This window comes from Pseudoalteromonas sp. TAE79 (assembly GCF_000498015.1).
GTDB lineage: Bacteria > Pseudomonadota > Gammaproteobacteria > Enterobacterales > Alteromonadaceae > Pseudoalteromonas.
This window is the reverse complement of sequence record NZ_AUTL01000100.1, coordinates 22,691-40,771: the sequence shown is the minus strand read 5'-3', so window position 1 is coordinate 40,771 and position 18,081 is coordinate 22,691. Positions and strand designations below refer to the sequence as shown.

20 protein-coding genes are annotated in these 18,081 nt (G+C 40.2%); 11 read left to right on the top strand and 9 right to left on the bottom strand.

Translation table 11 applies throughout. The features are described 5' to 3' along the window. Positions 1-635 (bottom strand): glutamate 5-kinase (gene proB, locus L655_RS0105525; protein ID WP_024604369.1); only part of this gene is annotated, 635 nt, incomplete at its 3' end. Positions 636-754: 119 nt separating this feature from the next. Here proB and L655_RS0105520 point away from each other — a divergent pair. After that, positions 755-1,714 (top strand): DMT family transporter, encoded by a 960-nt coding sequence (locus tag L655_RS0105520; RefSeq protein ID WP_024604368.1) that lies wholly within the window; start codon positions 755-757, stop codon positions 1,712-1,714. Here the strand turns inward: L655_RS0105520 and L655_RS1000000127860 are convergent. The 3 genes from L655_RS1000000127860 to pdsO all read right to left on the bottom strand — a co-directional run bounded on the left by L655_RS1000000127860 (position 1,609) and on the right by pdsO (position 4,995). After that, entirely contained in the window at positions 1,609-1,968 is a 360-nt protein-coding gene (locus L655_RS1000000127860; protein ID WP_241764450.1) for a sortase, read from the bottom strand. The genes L655_RS0105520 and L655_RS1000000127860 overlap by 106 nt on opposite strands. A 213-nt stretch (positions 1,969-2,181) precedes the next feature. Further along, the gene (locus tag L655_RS0105510; protein WP_029751613.1) at positions 2,182-4,218 is read right to left on the bottom strand and encodes a marine proteobacterial sortase target protein; all 2,037 of its coding nucleotides are present in this window, start codon (positions 4,216-4,218) and stop codon (positions 2,182-2,184) included. 45 nt (positions 4,219-4,263) lie between these two features. After that, complete coding sequence (gene pdsO / locus L655_RS0105505; protein ID WP_024604365.1) at positions 4,264-4,995, bottom strand: sortase-associated OmpA-like protein PdsO; 732 nt, start codon at positions 4,993-4,995, stop codon at positions 4,264-4,266. A 204-nt stretch (positions 4,996-5,199) separates the two neighbouring features. On the opposite strand from pdsO, the gene pdsR reads away from it, so the two are divergent. The 3 genes from pdsR to L655_RS1000000127535 all read left to right on the top strand — a co-directional run bounded on the left by pdsR (position 5,200) and on the right by L655_RS1000000127535 (position 8,454). Next, entirely contained in the window at positions 5,200-5,889 is a 690-nt protein-coding gene (gene pdsR / locus L655_RS0105495) for a proteobacterial dedicated sortase system response regulator (protein WP_024604364.1), read from the top strand. Next, the gene (gene pdsS, locus L655_RS0105490) at positions 5,889-8,027 is read left to right on the top strand and encodes a proteobacterial dedicated sortase system histidine kinase (protein ID WP_024604363.1); all 2,139 of its coding nucleotides are present in this window, start codon (positions 5,889-5,891) and stop codon (positions 8,025-8,027) included. Before pdsR ends, pdsS begins: the two co-directional genes overlap by 1 nt. Positions 8,028-8,289: 262 nt before the next feature. Further along, a complete protein-coding gene (locus tag L655_RS1000000127535) occupies positions 8,290-8,454 on the top strand; it encodes a hypothetical protein (RefSeq protein ID WP_165743405.1) in 165 nt (54 codons plus the stop codon). Between the two features lie 5 nt (positions 8,455-8,459). Here L655_RS1000000127535 and L655_RS0105480 read toward each other — a convergent pair whose 3' ends face one another. Then, a complete protein-coding gene (locus tag L655_RS0105480; protein ID WP_024604362.1) occupies positions 8,460-9,710 on the bottom strand; it encodes a multifunctional CCA addition/repair protein in 1,251 nt (416 codons plus the stop codon). 132 nt (positions 9,711-9,842) lie between these two features. Here L655_RS0105480 and L655_RS0105475 point away from each other — a divergent pair, with 132 nt between their 5' ends. After that, positions 9,843-10,070, top strand: coding sequence for a hypothetical protein (locus L655_RS0105475; RefSeq protein ID WP_007581571.1), 228 nt, complete (start codon positions 9,843-9,845; stop codon positions 10,068-10,070). 33 nt (positions 10,071-10,103) lie between these two features. Here the strand turns inward: L655_RS0105475 and L655_RS0105470 are convergent, their stop codons facing one another. From L655_RS0105470 to L655_RS0105455, 4 genes are read right to left on the bottom strand one after another with little or no spacing between them, the layout of a single operon-like run. Then, positions 10,104-10,604, bottom strand: coding sequence for a DUF1543 domain-containing protein (locus L655_RS0105470; protein WP_024604361.1), 501 nt, complete (start codon positions 10,602-10,604; stop codon positions 10,104-10,106). 8 nt (positions 10,605-10,612) lie between these two features. Beyond that, the gene (locus L655_RS0105465; RefSeq protein ID WP_024597600.1) at positions 10,613-11,962 is read right to left on the bottom strand and encodes a sigma 54-interacting transcriptional regulator; all 1,350 of its coding nucleotides are present in this window, start codon (positions 11,960-11,962) and stop codon (positions 10,613-10,615) included. 2 nt (positions 11,963-11,964) lie between these two features. Then, positions 11,965-12,510, bottom strand: coding sequence for a hypothetical protein (locus L655_RS0105460; protein WP_024598655.1), 546 nt, complete (start codon positions 12,508-12,510; stop codon positions 11,965-11,967). Position 12,511: 1 nt separating this feature from the next. Then, a complete protein-coding gene (locus L655_RS0105455; protein WP_024604360.1) occupies positions 12,512-13,969 on the bottom strand; it encodes a HAMP domain-containing sensor histidine kinase in 1,458 nt (485 codons plus the stop codon). A gap of 330 nt (positions 13,970-14,299) precedes the next feature. Here L655_RS0105455 and L655_RS0105450 point away from each other — a divergent pair, with 330 nt between their 5' ends. The 6 genes from L655_RS0105450 (at position 14,300) to L655_RS0105425 (ending at position 18,044) form a co-directional block, all read left to right on the top strand. Next, entirely contained in the window at positions 14,300-14,533 is a 234-nt protein-coding gene (locus L655_RS0105450; RefSeq protein WP_002961641.1) for an EF-hand domain-containing protein, read from the top strand. 24 nt (positions 14,534-14,557) lie between these two features. Beyond that, positions 14,558-14,785 carry a hypothetical protein gene (locus L655_RS0105445; protein ID WP_024604359.1) on the top strand — a complete coding sequence of 76 codons (228 nt, stop codon included), beginning with the start codon at positions 14,558-14,560 and terminating at the stop codon, positions 14,783-14,785. A 186-nt stretch (positions 14,786-14,971) separates the two neighbouring features. Further along, positions 14,972-15,208 carry a calcium dependent protein gene (locus tag L655_RS0105440; RefSeq protein WP_024604358.1) on the top strand — a complete coding sequence of 79 codons (237 nt, stop codon included), beginning with the start codon at positions 14,972-14,974 and terminating at the stop codon, positions 15,206-15,208. A gap of 9 nt (positions 15,209-15,217) precedes the next feature. Beyond that, complete coding sequence (locus L655_RS0105435) at positions 15,218-15,454, top strand: calcium-binding protein (RefSeq protein WP_002961647.1); 237 nt, start codon at positions 15,218-15,220, stop codon at positions 15,452-15,454. A gap of 132 nt (positions 15,455-15,586) precedes the next feature. Beyond that, the gene (locus L655_RS0105430) at positions 15,587-17,263 is read left to right on the top strand and encodes an amidohydrolase (protein WP_024604357.1); all 1,677 of its coding nucleotides are present in this window, start codon (positions 15,587-15,589) and stop codon (positions 17,261-17,263) included. Positions 17,264-17,366: 103 nt separating this feature from the next. Further along, positions 17,367-18,044, top strand: a complete 678-nt coding sequence (locus L655_RS0105425; RefSeq protein WP_024604356.1) for a FlgO family outer membrane protein — start codon at positions 17,367-17,369, stop codon at positions 18,042-18,044. The last annotated feature ends 37 nt before the right edge of the window (positions 18,045-18,081 follow it).

The following is an 18,081-nucleotide window of genomic DNA, read 5'->3' as shown; positions in this document are numbered from 1 at the left end:
CCGCCGGTGCCTAAATTTGTGCCACTGCCACCAGCAAGTTGGCGCAGTTCATCGTTTATATGTGTTACCTCGCCAATGAGGGTGGCATCGGCGTTTGTGCGCGGATCGCTGGTAAATAAGCCTTCTTGATCGGTAAGTAGCAATAGTTTATTAGCATTAGCCAAAATAGCGACAAGCGCCGATAAATTATCGTTGTCGCCTACTTTTATTTCACTGGTAGCTACTGCGTCATTTTCGTTAATGATGGGTACAACGTCGTAATTTAATAACGCATTGAGTGTATCGCGGGCATTAAGGTAGCGCTCTCTGTCGTCTACATCAGCGCGAGTAAGCAGCATTTGTCCTACATTTATCCCATATAAACCAAACAAGCTCTGCCAAATATGAATAAGTTGACCTTGTCCAATTGCAGCAAGCATTTGTTTATCAATTAAGCTTCTGCCACAGGGTTTTAATAGCTGTTCACGCCCAGCAGCTACCGCGCCGCTCGATACTAAAATAACGTGATGCCCCAGCTTTTTAAGCTCGCAGCATTGGCGTACTAATTCAACCATGTGCGCTTTATCTAGTTTATCGGTGCCGCCAGTAAGTACGCTTGTACCAAGCTTTACAACTATTACCTGTTCCCTTTGCATGTGCTTTTTACTAATCATTAATTAAAGATGAATTAATTTATACCAGCTCGGTATTTTTGAACAAGTTAAAAATATTCATGCTAGGATCTGATTTTATTAAATTATATAAATTACTCTCTATGCCTGCCAGTTTGTGTTTAATTATTGCCACCTTTTTATGGGGCAGCTCTTTTATAGCGCTTAAATATGCCATTGCCATTTACGACCCTGCCTTGGTAATATTTTTACGCATGCTCACCACGTTAGTTTTATCGCTTTGCTTATGGCGCTACGTTATTCGCTTTGAGTATTTAAAAGGTGATTGGAAGTATTTAGTGGGTATGTCGCTTGCTGAGCCTTGCTTGTACTTTTTATTTGAAGGCCATGCAATGGAATATACATCAGCCTCGCAGGCGGGTGTTATTGTGTCGTGCTTGCCTATAATTATTGCGCTGCTTGCCTTTTTATTACTTAAAGAATACATAAGCAAAGCCATTGTTGTTGGCTTTACGCTGTGTATTGGCGGCAGTATTTTACTTACGCTTCTTTCACCCAATTCTGAGCAAGCACCTAATCCGTTACTAGGTAACTTTTTAGAGCTGATGGCTATGGTGTGCGCTGCATTTTATACCGTAAGTATTAAACACTTAGCTAATCGCTACTCCCCCCTTACTTTAATTGCACTTCAAGGTATTAGCGGCAGCTTGTTTTTTGCACCGTTTTTGTTTTTTATCGACCTACCAAGCGAAAACCAACACGACTTAACCGCACTTATGAGTATTTTATACTTAGGTTCGTGTGTAACCCTTGGCGGCTACGGCATGTACAATTATGCTATTAGCAAAGTATCGGTATTAACCGCGGCTGCGTACTCTAATTTAATTCCTATTTTTACACTTATTTTGTCAGCCATTATTTTGGGCGAAGTGCTCAACGTGTGGCAATGGCTGAGCATATTTGTGGTATTTATTGGTGTAATGGTAAGCCAGCGCCATCAAGAACTTGTAGTTGATATACCTCTTAGTGAATCGGGTGAAGATATTTGCGCAGATACAAGCAATCTCAAATCAGTACCTGAGGCAAGCGAATCAAAAGGATAACAGGTCAGCAAGTACAATCCAGGTGTTTGTAAAAAGTCATGTTGAGATTGATGAATAACCTCAATCCCTGTTACTTTATAATTTTGTATCACCCCACTTTGCAGTTGCAAAGTAAACGCCTCTCCCACTTTTGCGTTTTGTAAAAATGCAAAGTGGGTGTCGTTATGCCCTGCTATTAGCGCGCCTTTTTCGTTTCCAAATTCTTTTCCGCCAAGCTCCCCTGCGGGTAAAAACTGGCTANCCAGCCAATACACTTAATGTTTTATTATGACTTGGCCAATCAAGCTTTGCAGTAACGTAGCTGTCGGCGTAATACCACGGCTTTACTTTAGTGCCGGGTGATTTAAGCGCCTCTTGCCATGCTTGTTCAATTAATACTTGAGCAAGCCACGCTTTTGCCTGCATATAAGCACCGTGGCCAAATAATCCAAGCCCAGCTATTAGTAAGCCCGCGCTTAGCCACTTTTTCATTTACGTGCCCTGCTTAATTTAAATGATTGGTTTATTTTAAGAGCGCCATAGCCGAGTAATAAAATACATCCTAGCAATATATGTAACCTGCTTTGCCCATCGGTTTGCGGTAAACGCATTGCCATACCTTGTGGTACTGCATTAGTAGCTTGCGCCGTTTGCTTTGCCACTTCTTTTATTTGAGTTTGTTCAATCGCTATAAAAGCAGTAAACGGGCTAAGTAATTGATGAGTAAGCGCAAGCCCCTGTACTTCATCTTTAACGGTACTTTGCTCGTTGTATAAAAGTAATGACTTAATTTTTTGGCGTGCCCACAGTTTTGCTATACCTTTTGCATCTGAGCTATTTTGTGTACTTAATCTAATACTTAAGGGCCCTTGTGCAGTTTGCCCAGCAAGTACCACTCTTTTAACATTATTAAGTTTTATAGCGACCATGATAGGCTCGCCAAAATATAAATCAGGTAGTGGTGACGGCCAAAAATCTAAGCTGTTACCGCTTTCATCGCTTAGCGCCAAATTAGTAATCGCTGGATGTGCAAGCTTGTCAAACAATTGCTGCATTTTAGGTTGCACCTCGCTTGTGCTGCCTATAAACGTAAATGAGCCTTTGCCTATATCTGCCGCTCGGCGCATAAAAAAGCTGTTAGGTGCGCTGCCAATACCCACTGTAAATAAACGGCTATCACCTAATTTACTTTGAATGTTTTTAAACAATGCGTCTTCATTACTTACGCTGCCATCGGTTAAAAATACAACTTGGCGTACAAAACCATCAAACTGGCTGCCATCAAGTACGGCATTAAGCGCACCTTGTATTTCTGTGCCGCCGTCGGCTTCTAGGCTATAAATAAATCGCTCTGCACGGCGTAAATTAAAGTCGCTGGCTATAAGTGGTTTATCGCTCATTGGAGTCACTATGTTATCAAAACCAATAATATTAAAACTGTCGTCGCTATCAAGTAATGACAGCGCATAAAACAAGGCTTTTTTAGCTTGCTCCATAGATTGCCCGTGCATAGAGCCTGACGTATCAACTACAAATACCATTTCGCGAGGTAATCGCTGAGTTTGTGTAAAGTGATCCCCTGGTGGCATTAGCATAGCAAGCCCGTATCGGTCACCATTTTCAAACTGCTGAGTAAAAAATGCGGCTTGAGCTTGCTCTTTTTGCAATGGTTTAAACTCCAGTACAAAGTCGCGATTAACTGCATTTTTCTCATTTAACGCTATTTTATATTGCCCAAACGCGGTGTTTTGCACATTAACATTATGAAATTTAGAATTGATATCCACCAGCTCTAAGCCCACGTCTATATCAATGTTTAAGCTAAATTGGCTACTTGGTGTGTTATCAGTTTGAGTACTATTTTGAGTGATGTTTTGAGTGCTGTAAACAGGGCTCAACCATCCCGTTGGGAGCGGATTAACATGCGTTTGGTTTTGAGTATTAACTTCAACTTCACCACTAATCGCGTGATAACGCGGTGTAATGGTAGTAGGAAACCTAATAGCAAATGTGCCGCTGCTGTAATCAATTATTTCTTGGTACTCAAGATCAATAATTACTTGCTCACCAGGGCCAATGTTTGCCACATTCGTAATAAACATATTGGCGCGTTGCTGGCGTACGAGGGCCGCTTGCTTACCTGCTTTTTTAGCCTCCTCGTATTTTTTTTCAGCTTCCACTTTTTTATCAATTTGGCCTTTAATGACTCGCTCACCTATACGCATCGTCATGGCATGTACGGCGCTTTCATCTGGCAGTGGAAAAACATAGCGCGCATTAACCGCAAACGGGTTTTCGTTTTGATAGGTCTGCGTTACTACAACATGATTAATCAGGCCGGTTAAGGTCATATTAGCGTCGCTTTTTAATATTATTGCTGGCCCTGCTGGCGCACCATTGCTATCAAAAAGCTCTAACTTGGGTGATTGCGCATGGCTTTTAAAGCTCGCTAACAGCACAATCACTATGAATATAAAAATGCTTACTTTAGTAAGCATTTTGGTTGGTTTACTCAATTTAAACATAAATCACTCCATCGAACGCTTAGCTTTACTTAGATTCAGTTAGTTTTAGTTACTCGCCGTTTGGCCATTTACACTATTCATTGAGCGAGTGGTAAGCGTTACGCGTCTATCAAAAAAGTTGTCTTCCACCGTGTTGCTGTTAGCCAACGTTTGCTGCTCGCCAAATGCCTGCGTGCTTAAGCGCTTATGGCTCACACCGTGTTTTATTAAATAGCTTTGCACGGCATTTACACGCGCTTTAGAAAGTAAAAGATTTGCTTGCTCATCGCCGCGCTGATCGGCAAAGCCACTTAAATCAAGTGCGAGTTGTGGTTGGTTGTTTAACAAGGTAATGAGTTGATCTAACTGCAGCGCAAAATGCGGGGCAATAACACTTGAACCTGTTTTAAATTGTACTGTCATCGCCAATAAGTTATTAATTTGAACTTGAGTTAACTGCTCATTTTGATTGGCAAGCACTTCTACCTGTTGCTCTAACATATTGTTGTGGTTAAGCACGTGTTGGTAATCGCTGGTTTTTTCTTTCATAACCGTAATGGCACGCTCTTGCTCTGCAATTTTGTTATCAGCTACTTTTGAATCACCTATTAAGCCACCGGCAAATGCCCCAATAAACGCACCAATTGGCCCGCCCACTACGCCGCCAATAATAGCGCCTGCACCTAGCCCAATAGCCGTTTCTTTATGGGCTTCTTTTGATGGCGAGTTAGATGTTGAGGCAATTGCTGGAGTACAAAAACTAGCAACCAGTGTTAATGCAATTAATGTCTTCTTCATGATTTGATCCTTAAACTTACTTTTTAATTTGTGACGTTTTGTTTTGATGGCTGTATTAAAACAAGCTCAAGTGGCAATAAAGGGGATCAAAAATGGCAAACTGCTGAGCAATTGTGGCAAAAAAATGGCAATTGCCTTTTTAAGCGTACTTAGCTTAAAAACTTCGATATAGTGCACAGCAGAGCCGATAGGATAATGATTAAGATGAAAAAAATAGCCATCGTTGAAGATGAACCCGCAATCCGCGAAAACTACATAGAAATGCTGAGCGCACAGGGCTACCAAGTAAGTGGCTTTGCCGATCGCGCTTGCGCAGAAGCTGAATTTAAAAATGCCCTGCCCGATTTAGCCATTGTTGATATTGGCCTAGGCCATGAAATAGATGGTGGTTTTTTACTGTGCCAAACATTGCGATCGCTTTCTAAAACACTGCCTATTATTTTTTTAACCGCCCGCGATAGCGAAATAGATACCGTATGCGGCCTGCGCATGGGCGCCGACGACTACCTAACAAAAGACATAAGCTTGGCTCACTTGGCTGCACGTATTGGTGCGCTGTTTCGCCGAATGGAAGCACTTGAGCAACCCGCTGATGCAAACGCACTCATAACACGCGGGCAATTAACGCTCGACACACAACGTATGCAGGTATTTTGGCAACAACAATTAGTTGACTTAACCGTAACCGAATTTTGGATGCTGCATTCACTCGCCCAGCGACCAGGCCATGTTAAAAGCCGTAACGAATTAATGAGCGATGCTAAAATTTATGTAGACGACAGCACCATTACTTCACACGTAAAACGTATCCGTAAAAAGTTTATAGCACTCGACAGCGCCTTTGATTGCATAGATACCGTGTATGGCATGGGCTATCGGTGGGAACAACACTAATGCTACGATTTGGTCTGCGCAGTAAATTTATATTACTTTCATGTTTTTTGTTTTTGCTGCCGTGGCTTGGCTACGAGTACGTATGGGAAATGGAAAAGTTTTTACGCCAAGGCCAAGAAAAAACCCTCGTAGGCACTACTCGCGCACTTGCTACTGCACTACATGAGCGCCCCGCATTATTTGACGAGCAAACCAACTTTTTAGACCAAGTAGTAAAAGGCCGCGATTTATACGCTTATAATCTTAAAAATCCTATTCAGCTCGACGGTAAACTTAACGATTGGGACAGCTATCAACCGCTATTTTGGCATTACGATAAGCGCTACTTACAAAAAACAGATAACAAACATCAAGCCAGTGACTTATCGTTTGATCATATGGTGGGAAAATTTGATAACTACTTATACGCCGTATTTAAAGTCACCGACAATACCCTTATTTATCGCGCTAAAAATAGCTTAAGTATTACCAATAACGATTATTTACAAATTGGCTTAAAAACACCTGACGGCCAATTTAATACCTATATAATTGCGCCACGCCAAGATGGCTGGGTTAATGCGTTTGATGCAAATACCAAAGCCCCTTTTACAAAAATTCAGGGCTATTTTGAAAGTACCGAATCAGGTTATAACGTAGAGCTGCGCTTTCCAATTAGCATGCTGGGCAACAAACTTGGCTTTGCTATTGTTGACGTTGATAATAAAGAGGCATTATTAGAGCCTAAAATAATGTCGACCTCAAACTTAAATAACCCAAACGATTTGGGCTCGGTATTAGTCCCTTCTCCAGAAATTAGCCGTATTTTAAAAGGTATGGGCCACAGTGGTAGCCGCATTTGGGTGGTCGATAACCATCATCGCGTACTTGCGCAGTCGGGTACTATTCAAAATGCAGATGGCGTTTGGGCTGATGGACTTGCTAACCAAGCACCTGAAACTTGGTGGCAGCGCTTTGAGCAAAATTACTTACACCCAATTTACTATAAAATTTTAACGCGTCCCGAAAATGAGTTTTTAGATACTCTGCACGATGTAGCTTCTATGCAGGGCACACATTTAGCGAAAGCATTAAAAGGACAACCAGCATCGTCTTGGCGCTTAACCCCCGACAGCAAAGCCGTTATTTTATCGGCCGCTTATCCTATTTGGATCCAAGACCAAGTAATTGGCGCGGTAATAGCAGAGGAAACCACAAACGGCGTACGTACGCTGCGTAACAAATCACTCGAAAAACTGTTTAACGTTATTTTAGCTGTGATGCTAATTGGTACTGTGACTTTATTCTTTTTTGCCTCACGTATATCGAACCGAATTAGGCGGCTGCGCGATACAGCTGAACAAGCAATTGATGCGCAAGGGCGTGTTACTGGCAGTATTAATTACAGCGACGCTAACGATGAAATTGGCGACCTGTCTCGTAGTTTTTCAAACATTGTGAGCCGACTTGGTGGCTATACCGATTACTTAGAGAATATGTCGTCGCGGTTATCCCACGAACTGCGCACGCCGGTTGCCGTAGTGCGCTCATCACTCGAAAACTTACAAAGCTTGCCACAAAACGAGCTGAGTCAAAAATACCTCGATCGCGCCAGCGAAGGCGTTGAACGCTTAGGTAAAATAATAACCACCATGAGTGAAGCAACTCGCCTTGAGCAAAGTATTCAAAGCAACGAGCCTGAGCCTTTTGATTTACAAAAAGTAATAAATGGTTGCATGCAAGGCTATCAGCTTACTTACCCAAACCAGTTATTTACGCTTGATGTATGCCAAAACAAATTACCTATGCAAGGTGCACCGGAGTTTATAGCTCAGCTGCTTGATAAACTTATTAATAACGCGCTGGAGTTTAGTGAGGCCAATACGGCTATTAATGTAAGCCTTAAGCAGAGCGAAAATAAAGCAACATTAACAGTGAGTAACACAGGCCCCGCGTTACCCGAAGGATTAACTGAACATATTTTTGACTCTATGGTGTCGGTACGTAGCCAGCAAATGCAGCAACAGCCACATTTGGGGTTAGGTCTTTATATTGTAAGGCTGGTGTGCGACTACCATAAAGGCAGTGTAACAGCGCAAAACAACGAGCAAGGTAATGGTGTCGTGTTTACCGTAACACTGCCGTTAGCTAATGGTTAGGGCTGTATTTATACCGTTATATTTGTAGCCACAGCATTATATGTAAATAGTAAGTACGTAATAAATTCAGCTGTATATTTTTAGTTAAAAAGAGTTACTTTAATTTACCTTAACTCCATATAAATTAACAAACAAATTCCCCTCATCCCTTAAAACCCGCCGGTTACAATTTAGTACAACTTCAAATGTAACTATTCACTTTTAATTCAGTCGAATGACCATACCCTACATCATATTAAAGTATTAAATTGAAGGAATACTCATGAAACCATCACTAGAGCGTGAAGAACTAGACTTTATTTTTGACTTATACAGGCCCTCTAAAAAACCTGAGCCTGAAAATGTAAAACCAAAAAGTACAAACTACAAAGAGCTAAGAAAGCACGACGCGACCAAAAACCAAGGCGTATCGCACTACTTAGTCTAATTTTATTACGCTTGGGACTTCTCATGTTCTAAAAATGCTTTAATGCAGTTTATTTCTGCAAGTTTTACTTCTTCGCCTATTTCAGGGCCTTTTTTGCCATTTTTAAGTGCATTTTGCACTACCAGCTTCTTATCCATTTTTTGCAGTTCAGTATGAATTGCTCGCAGCTTAGCTGATTGCGGGTATGGCTTATCAACAAGTGTTTCACCACGCCCTTGTGCATCGCATTGGCATGCTTGGGTAAACGCTATAAAACGTTCTGGGTGCACCAACGCATTTAAGTTAGTCACTATTAGCTTGTGAATGGTTTGCGGCCTTAACTGATCAATCGTGTGGCAAAGGGTGTGATTATCACTGGTGAGTACGCCAATATCGCGAAAACGGTTAGGCACTTTTAAGCGCTCACAAAACGCCTCAATAACTGCAACACCTTCGCGTTCGTGCCCACGTAGGTTTCCATATTTTTTAAAACTAAGCGCTTTTCCAAAATCATGGGTTAGTGCAGCAAAACGTGTTTCTAAATTAAAATTTAAATCGGCTGCACGCCTAAGTACCAGCATAGTATGTACAAATACATCTCCTTCAGGATGATGGTTTGCCGGTTGCGGTACATTAACCATGCGCTCAAGTTCTGGAAAAATACCTAAGCCTTGCAGTGCTTCAAAATAAAGCTCAGGGTACTTTTCACCCAGTGCTTTTTCAGTTTCAAGCCACACGCGCTCAGGTACTAAATGATTTAGCTCACCTTTATTTTTAAGCTCGCGCATTAATGCATACGTACTTGGGTGAATACGCCAATCGCTGCCATAACGCGCTAAAAAACGGGCAATACGCAGCACTCGAACAGGGTCTTCTACAAATGCCTCAGTGGTGTGGCGCAGTGTTTTATTTTGTAAGTCAGCTTGGCCATTAAACGGGTCAATAATATTACCGCGTTCATCAAGCGCCATTGAATTTATGGTTAAATCGCGTCTTGCTAAATCTTCTTCGAGCGTTACCGTTGGGCTGGCATCAACCACAAAGCCAGTATAGCCTTTGCCGCTTTTACGCTCTGTGCGCCCAAGTGCATATTCTTCTTTTGTTTTTGGGTGTAAGTAAACCGGAAAGTCACTACCTATTGGCACAAAACCAAGCGATTCCATCGTTTTTGGTGTTTCCCCAATCACTACATAGTCGTTATCTTTTGATTTTATATTTAGCAGTTTGTCGCGCACTGCACCGCCAACGAGGTAAACTTGTTTTAAGTTACTTTTCACTTTATTCCCAATAACACTTGCCCAATTGTTTGACGCTAATCATATCATTAATTAAAAAATTCTGCGGTATTTGCCAAGCTTAAGTAAGCTCATTACAATGGCGCATTATTTTTAGCTATAGCCTCATAATTAATGAAAAACCATTCATCAAAAAAAGAACTCATGTTACTACCCATTTTATTAGTGGTTATTTTGATGTGTGTGGCGGGTCACTTTTTATTACAAGCAAATTTTCAAGACAGTAATGTGGTTGAATACATGTTGGCAGCACTGCCATTTGCTATGTTTGGGTTGGTTATTGTGGCGTTTAAAATGGCGGCTAAAAGCGAAAAAGATGAGCAAAACGAGCAGGATTCTTAATCCTGCTTTATCTTTTTAGAGCGCTCTATTTATTTAAAGTACGTGGTACCCAAACCAATCTGGTTTAATTGCTTGAGCTTGCCCACTAGGCGTGAGCTTAATGTTTAGCTGGCTGTCGAGTAAATCAATGGCAAAGCAATCGTCCACATCATGTAAATCATCTTTATGAATATGACTAAGCCCTGCGAGCAAATCGTTTTTAGCGCGCTCTTTAGCTTCATGGCTACTGCTTGCAACATACAGCGCAAAGTCATGTTGCTCAGCCATGGAATCACTTCTGTAAGCGCCTAAATTTACAAAATAGAGTTGTTTATTTTGCTCCACATAGCTATCAACAACTTCTACTTTAAAGCCATCAATATGATTAATTGCCATGTAGCTATCCATGTGAACACTACTTCTGTCGCCTACCCATTGGCTTTTTAACTTTGAGTAGGTTTGCTCTATATTCTCCCCTACTACAAAGCGAATATCGTGCATTTCAATGTGGCAACCTTGAATCCGGCCACCTAAATACACCATAAATAACTGCATGCTTTTCCTTAACCTAAATTATCAACATCAATATTATGCTTTTTAATCAACTTATAAAAATCTGAGCGATTGCGCTTGGCAAGCTTAGCGCCTTCAGCTACGTTACCACCTGCCATTTTTAAAGTGTTAATTACATAGTCGCGCTCAAACTCTTTTTTAGCGTCGTTTAGTGATAATGGTTCTACGTTTGTTTCGTTACTATTTAGCGCAGCTAACACCAAGTGCTCTGAAATAACATCGCTTGGCGTTAATGCTACAACCTGCTCTACTACGTTTTGTAATTGGCGGATATTACCTGGCCAGTCGTAACGTACAAGCGCATGCATAGCATCGCTTGCAAAGTGTTTTTCAGTTTGGTTCATGCGCTTAGCAATGCTTGCACTAAAGTGCTGTGCTAATAAGCTTATATCTTCGCGGCGCTCACACAGTGGCGGTAATTTTAAATTAACTACGTTTAAGCGATAGTATAAATCTTCTCTAAATTGCTGGTTTAAAATAGCTTCAGGAAGATTTTTATGTGTTGCCGACACTATGCGTACATCAATTGCTATCTCTTCTTGAAAACCTACTGGGCGAATTGTTTTTTCTTGTAATACGCGCAGTAACTTAACCTGTAAGTTAAGCGGCATATCGCCAATTTCGTCTAAAAATAACGTGCCACCCTGTGCTTGTTGAAACAAACCTTGGTGATCTTTAATTGCACCCGTAAACGAGCCTTTTTTATGACCAAATAATTCGGACTCTAAAAGCTCCCCTGGTACAGCACCGCAGTTAATTGCAACAAAAGGGCCACCGCTTACATGGCTATGCTGATGAATCGCCTGTGCGAGTAATTCTTTACCAGTACCACTAGCCCCCGAAATAAGTACATTAACTTGCGTTGGCCCAAGTAGTTTTACTTGCTCTAACAAGTGCAGCATTGCACCACTGCGCGTAACTATATTACTTTTAGGTGCAGCTTCATCGGCGTTAACACCATGAATTTCTATCGCTTTTGCAAGGCTGTCAAATAGCTCATCTTTATCCACTGGTTTAGTTATGAATGCAAAAATGCCCTGCTTAGTTGCCTCTACTGCATCAGGAATTGAGCCGTGCGCTGTCATCATAATGACAGGTAATGCAGGGTAGCGGCTTTGCAACTGACGATGCAGCGCCATGCCATCCATTTCATCCATACGCAAGTCGGTTATTACGGCGTCAAACACTTGGCTTTTAAGTATTTGTAGTGCGGTTAAGCCGCTTTCACAGGTCGTTACTTCGTACCCTTTTGATTCGATACGAATAGCGAGCAGTTTTAATAAGCTAGCGTCGTCGTCAACGAGTAATACTTTTGCACCTTGCACTTTAGTTGCTGCCATAGTTACTGCTCCTTAGTTTCTTCTCGTAGTAAAAGCTGCTGCTCAATTGTTGCTAACGATGAGAGGGTTTCTTGCATTTTATTGTTAAGTGCTTGTTGCTCTTTTTTAGCATTTATTTGCATAGTCACTTGTTGCTTTTGAAGCCATAAATATTGCTTTATATCATCTGGCCAAAAGTAAGCAAGATCGAGTTTTAGCAACTTAGTCATTACTGTATTTGGATCATCATTTATGTTTAAGCACATAAATTTAAAAAAGCGTTTAAGATCGTTTTCGCCTGTAAAAATATCTTTTTTTGGCACCAATTTAAATCCGCCACACTGATTAGCGTGCCATGCAATAACTTGCTCTGCTGGAGGGTAGCTAGGTTCTATTTTTGGTCTGGGTTTTGGGCTTGGTTTGCTGTTTTTGTCGTTTTTTATTTTAGTATCGACCACAGGTGCTGGTGTAATTGACACACGCTCTTCTTGCCCATTATTAATTTCACAACCAGATATAACCATGCTGCTACTGAGCACACATAAAATAGCGATTAAACGCAAGCGCATGTTAATTAACTCCTAGATTTTTTGTTATGGGAATTTTAATTGAAAACCGGCAACCATGTGGCTCATTATGTTCAACAGTAAGTGTACCTCTTAGCTGTTCAACAGACTCTTTTACAATAGTTAAGCCCAGCCCACTGCCTTGCAGCGTAACATTTTTACTGTGTTTACCTTGATAAAATGCGCTGAAAATTTGAGTTTTTTCTTGCTCTTTAATACCGCACCCTCTATCGAGCACAGCGATACAAAGTTGATTTTGCTCAAGCGCTAAATTAATAGTAACGCTTTGCTTATCTTCTGAAAATTTTAAGCCATTTGAGATAAGCTGAATTAAAATCATCTCAATAAGCTCACTAGGTAAAGCAAGCGGTTTATTTGGTAAGTCATTTTTCCATTGCAGAGCCTGCTCACGCGCACTTAAGCGATGCTCAAAATGGCTATTTATTTTATTAATAAGGAGGCTAAATTCAACTTCGCTTAGACTGTCTTTACTGGTACGAATCGCATTATAACTCAATAAACTGTCAATCATTGTACGAAGGCGCACCATAGATTGGCTAATAAGCTCAAGTACCGCTTTTTGCTCACCTGTAATTGGGCCTACTATTTCATCAGTTAGTAAGTCAGTACCTTCGACCATTGAAGCTAACGGCGTTTTTAGCTCATGGGTGACATGGCGTAAAAAAGTATCTTTTTGCTGCTCAAGCATATGTAGTTGCTCTTGCACCCACTGAAGCTTCTCTCCTAGCTCAACTAGCTCGGCTGAACCTTTAACTGATATTTTTTGCTGCCAATGTCCCTGTCCTAACTTATCAATAACCGTGGTTAACCCTTTTAGTCGCCCACTTATGCGCCATAAAAAACCACCACCTACAATTAAAGTAAGTGGAATAAGTGCCACCAGCCAGTTTATAAATGAGGCTTGCAAGCTTGTCAGCTCATTTTGGTTATTGGTAATTTGCGCTTCGTTTTTATCACGTAACCATAAAGTAAGTTCAGCAATTAAATCGCTCACTGGCACAAATAGCTCAGCTTGTTGTTGTTTTTGCTCAACGAGTTTTACATGCGCGGTTTGTAAGGTGGTATATAAGCGTTGCCATTGGTTGATATACTCTTTATTCGTGTTTACAAATTTGAGTTCATCAATGCTTTGTATGGATGATTGCCATTTATCGACAATAAGCTTATCTAGCGATTCACTTTTTAATACCCAGTTTTGCCTAGTGGCGCGTTCAAGACTGTTGAGTTCTTGCTTTAAAGTGTTAAACGATTTAGTAACTTGGTAGTTGTTACTCACAATACTTTGAGTAACCGCTAATTGCTTATTAAGCGAATTTAAAAATACGATCACCACTATAGAAAGCGGAAGTAGCGAAAGCAGCATACTCATTGCAAATTGCCCAATTAAATTAGGCCGCCAGTTAAGCATTGCTTGGTATTTTTTAGCTATGGTTGCTGGCATTTCGTTTAGTCCTTTTAAGTTAAGCGCTCTATTATTAAGTGCTTACCTTATACACTAGCTGAACCAGCAATTATATTTAATACGATTAACAGCCAGCACTATAAAACAATGTGTCGCCAAATAGAGACAACGTAAACCATTGATTTTTTAAACCCTACCTTTAATCTCACTGCATAATGTTGCAAAAGGCGCACAAAAATTACAATAAACCCAGTAAAAAATTCTCACTCCCCTCAAGTTAAAACGCTAAGCATTTGAAAATTAATAACAATTATTATTGGCATCATTTTTGTAATGCTGTTACTAACTTTAATCAATAAGGAAATAATTATGAACAAACGCATTTTAGTAATTTCATCATTACTGGCTTTAGGCTTTTTAGGCGCTAATGCACACGCAATGGACGTTCACGCGACTTTTAACGAACTTGATAAAGACAGTAACGGCACATTAAGTGAAGCCGAAGCAGGTGAAGATGCTGTGTTACACGAGAATTTTTCTCAAATTGATACTAATCAAGATGGGCAATTGTCGCTAGATGAATTCAAAAAATTTATTCAATAAACTCATTTAATAAGGAACGTGATTATGAAACAACTTATAGCCGCTTTTTCATTAATGTTTTTAGCAATTAGTGCCACTGTAATTGCATCGCCAACAAATGTGCGTTTTGCCCACTTAGATAAAGACATGGACGGACAAATATCAATTGCAGAAGCAAAGGAAGACAAGGAAGTAATGAGACAATTTGCCGACTTAGATGAAGACGGTGATGAAAAAATCTCAAAAAAAGAATTTGAAAGCTTTAAACCTTAATCAGTAATTACTGATTAAGGTTTACTTAAGCTTGTTACAGGTAAACTGAGCTTAAAAGCATTTGCCATAATCCCTGAGGGAGTGTGTAAAAGGATTTAATGTTGGGAGTTAAATTACGGCAAGTGCTTTTTCCTTTTCACTTTATTTTAGCCACAAACTTTAAATACATCTTTTGGAAGGAACACCATGAAGATACTTCCCCTTATTGTAAGCATCTTAATGCTATTAAGCTTTGATGCCGCTGCACTTGATGTAAAGCAACGCTTTGATCACCTCGATAGCGACAAAAGTGGCTATTTAACGCATGACGAACTTGATCCCCAACCACAACTATTAAACACATTTGTAAAATGGGACAAAAACCAAGATAACCAAATTTCGTTAATCGAATTTAAAAATTACCTTACCAATAACCTCTACTGAGTATTTTTCATGAAAAAAACAAGCTATATAGCGCTTTTTGCGTTTAGTATTTTTAGCACATTAGGCTTTGCTGCAAGCAACAATGTTGCAGAGCAATTTGAAAAACTTGATAGAAACCAGGATGGTTTTTTAACACGTTCAGAAACCGCTGTAGACCCCGCTTTGTGGTCTCGGTTTTCAAGCTACGATCAAGACAAAGACGGCAAGCTAACGCTAAGTGAATACAGTTTATACGCTAGTAAATAAACCCTTTCAAAAGCTAGATATTTTATGTTCTAGCTTTACTGCTTTTTTCTTCATCATAATTTGTCTCACATATTGGTATTATAAAGTTGGGTTTGCTAGTGTTAACGCACTAACAATAAAAAATAATGCCTTATGTCGCTCAAAAAAATAATCAAACCACTCATACTAGCCAGCCTTTGCGCTAGTTCTAGTTACACTCTCGCACAAACAAAAGTAATTTATAACGCCAATGGTTATACCCCTTTATACAAAGGTGAAGTACAGCAGTTTTCTACCCTCGTTATTAAAAATGGCAAGGTAGTAAAACTAGGTAGCGAAACACTTAAAGATAGCTACCCAGATGCTAAGCTAATTGACGCGCACGGTAATACCTTATTACCTGGCTTAATTGATGCTCATGGGCACGTTATTGGCCTAGGAGATAATTTATCGCAACTTGACGTACGCGGCGCAAAATCGGTTGATGAAGTAACAAATAAACTAAAAGTATTTGCCGATAATAAACAAGGTTGGATTATAGGGCGAGGTTGGAACCAAGAGCTTTGGGCTGATACACGCTTTCCTACAGCTAAAGATTTAGACAAAATAGTTAGCGATCGACCTGTGGTTCTTTCGCGGGTTGACAGCCACGCCATTTTGGTTAATTCAAAAGCGCTCGAACTTGCTGGTATTACAGCCAAAACAAAAGCGCCTGAAGGCGGTGAAATAATTAAAGACGAATTTGGTAATCCTACAGGTATTTTTGTAGATAAAGCAGAATCGCTAATTACCCAGCATATGCCAGCCCCCTCAAAACAAGATATAAGTGACTCACTTGATGCAGCAGGTAAGCATTTATTAAGTTTAGGCATTACCTCTACTCACGATGCAGGTATTGATAAAACCACATGGGAGGTTTACAAAGAGCGCGGCGACCTTGGTAATTTACCATTACGTATTGTGGCAATGCTAAGTGGTGCAAGTCCTGATTTAGGCACAATGTTAAAGGCAGGCCGATACCACGACAAAAATGACTTTATGGAAATTCGCAGTGTTAAAGTTTACGCCGATGGCGCACTTGGCTCTCGCGGAGCCGCTCTGATTGAAGAATACGCAGACAGACCTGGTCACCATGGTTTAATGCTTGAAACACAAGAAAAACTCGAAGCGCTCTTTACACAAAGCTTTAAAAGCGGCTTTAGCGCAAATACCCACGCAATTGGCGATAAAGCAAATAAAGTAGTACTTGATGCTTATCAAAATGTGTTTAAAAAAACGGGCGGTATATTACTACGTAACCGAATAGAGCACGCACAAATTGTAACGCCTGAGGATATCCCTCGCTTTAAAGCGTTAAAAATAATCCCTTCAATGCAGCCAGTACATGCCACTTCTGATATGCATATGGCAGAGCAACGCTTAACTGAAAAACAATTAAGCGGTGCCTATGCTTGGCAAACATTTTTAAAGCAAGGATCGGTGGTTGCAGCAGGCTCTGATTACCCTGTAGAGCTTGCAAATCCATTTGATGGTTTGTATTCAGCCATTACACGCATGGATCATAACAAACTACCTGAAAACGGCTGGCGCGCAAGTGAAGTACTAAGCCGCGAAGATGCATTACGTGCATTTACTCTCGGTGGCGCTTATTCAGCCCATCAAGAATTTAAGGTGGGTAGTTTAGAAAAAGGTAAATGGGCAGACTTTATTTTACTTGATAAAGACTACTTTAAAGTACCTGTTGACGAGATATACAAGACGAACGTACTACAAACCTGGGTTGCAGGTAAACTTCGCTATAAAAAAGAAGAGATTAAAAAAACACCATAATCAAAAATAAACAAAGTAATTATTAAATTTAGTTAAAGTAATCAAAAAGTGTGTCGATAAAGAGGGGTATTTATAAAATTCCCTTATGTTTCAGGAAGAAAACATGTTATCAAAAAAGATATCTCTTACTTTATCGGCACTTTTTACACTATCACTATCCGCTTGTTCTACTCACCCTGTTTATAATGGACATGCACCACATAACAATATTGGCTATAATAACGCCCATAATCGCTATGCTGAGAATAATCAGCCTCGCGTGAGTAACTGGCAATTTCCTGAAAATAATTACCGCCCAATTAACAGCAGTAAGTTACTAAGTAATTATACAGAGCAATTAGCAATGAAGCTGATTGAAAATATGAATTACATAAATAGTAGTACGCCTATCGCTATCACTTCGTTTGTAAATTTAGACGATAACCTGCAAACCACTAATATTTTTGGTAATCATTTAGCTGAAAGCTTTATTACTGAATTACAAGAGTTTGGTTTGTCTGTTGTTGATTACAAACATACAGGTACAGTGCACGTGACGCCTTTGGGTGATTTTTCGTTTAGCCGAAATGGTAAAGACATTAAAGGCTATCCACATATTGAATACACTTTAACTGGCACACTTACGTACACTAATCGTGGCGTTATTGTTAATGCACGTATTATTGGTGCTAAATCTAAAGTAGTGGTGTCATCAGCTAAAGGCTTTATACCAAGCTTTGTAGTTGAATCGCTATACCCAACTCGTAGAACCGATGGGATAGTACTAGACGCTATCCAATAAAAACAAAAAGGGTTAACGCAAGTTAACCCTTTTTGTT

What these genes read in the sequence shown, in the direction of transcription:
- L655_RS0105460 (WP_024598655.1), bottom strand. Translation starts at nt 12,510, where the DNA reads ATGCGCTTGCGTTTAATCGCTATTTTATGTGTGCTCAGTAGCAGCATG.
- L655_RS0105445 (WP_024604359.1), top strand. Translation starts at nt 14,558, where the DNA reads ATGAAACAACTTATAGCCGCTTTTTCATTAATGTTTTTAGCAATTAGT.
- L655_RS1000000127535 (WP_165743405.1), top strand. Translation starts at nt 8,290, where the DNA reads ATGAAACCATCACTAGAGCGTGAAGAACTAGACTTTATTTTTGACTTA.
- L655_RS0105450 (WP_002961641.1), top strand. Translation starts at nt 14,300, where the DNA reads ATGAACAAACGCATTTTAGTAATTTCATCATTACTGGCTTTAGGCTTT.
- pdsO (WP_024604365.1), bottom strand. Translation starts at nt 4,995, where the DNA reads ATGAAGAAGACATTAATTGCATTAACACTGGTTGCTAGTTTTTGTACT.
- L655_RS0105475 (WP_007581571.1), top strand. Translation starts at nt 9,843, where the DNA reads ATGAAAAACCATTCATCAAAAAAAGAACTCATGTTACTACCCATTTTA.
- L655_RS0105435 (WP_002961647.1), top strand. Translation starts at nt 15,218, where the DNA reads ATGAAAAAAACAAGCTATATAGCGCTTTTTGCGTTTAGTATTTTTAGC.
- L655_RS0105425 (WP_024604356.1), top strand. Translation starts at nt 17,367, where the DNA reads ATGTTATCAAAAAAGATATCTCTTACTTTATCGGCACTTTTTACACTA.
- L655_RS0105455 (WP_024604360.1), bottom strand. Translation starts at nt 13,969, where the DNA reads ATGCCAGCAACCATAGCTAAAAAATACCAAGCAATGCTTAACTGGCGG.
- pdsS (WP_024604363.1), top strand. Translation starts at nt 5,889, where the DNA reads ATGCTACGATTTGGTCTGCGCAGTAAATTTATATTACTTTCATGTTTT.
- L655_RS0105510 (WP_029751613.1), bottom strand. Translation starts at nt 4,218, where the DNA reads ATGTTTAAATTGAGTAAACCAACCAAAATGCTTACTAAAGTAAGCATT.
- L655_RS0105470 (WP_024604361.1), bottom strand. Translation starts at nt 10,604, where the DNA reads ATGCAGTTATTTATGGTGTATTTAGGTGGCCGGATTCAAGGTTGCCAC.
- L655_RS0105430 (WP_024604357.1), top strand. Translation starts at nt 15,587, where the DNA reads ATGTCGCTCAAAAAAATAATCAAACCACTCATACTAGCCAGCCTTTGC.
- L655_RS0105440 (WP_024604358.1), top strand. Translation starts at nt 14,972, where the DNA reads ATGAAGATACTTCCCCTTATTGTAAGCATCTTAATGCTATTAAGCTTT.
- L655_RS0105520 (WP_024604368.1), top strand. Translation starts at nt 755, where the DNA reads ATGCCTGCCAGTTTGTGTTTAATTATTGCCACCTTTTTATGGGGCAGC.
- pdsR (WP_024604364.1), top strand. Translation starts at nt 5,200, where the DNA reads ATGAAAAAAATAGCCATCGTTGAAGATGAACCCGCAATCCGCGAAAAC.
- L655_RS0105465 (WP_024597600.1), bottom strand. Translation starts at nt 11,962, where the DNA reads ATGGCAGCAACTAAAGTGCAAGGTGCAAAAGTATTACTCGTTGACGAC.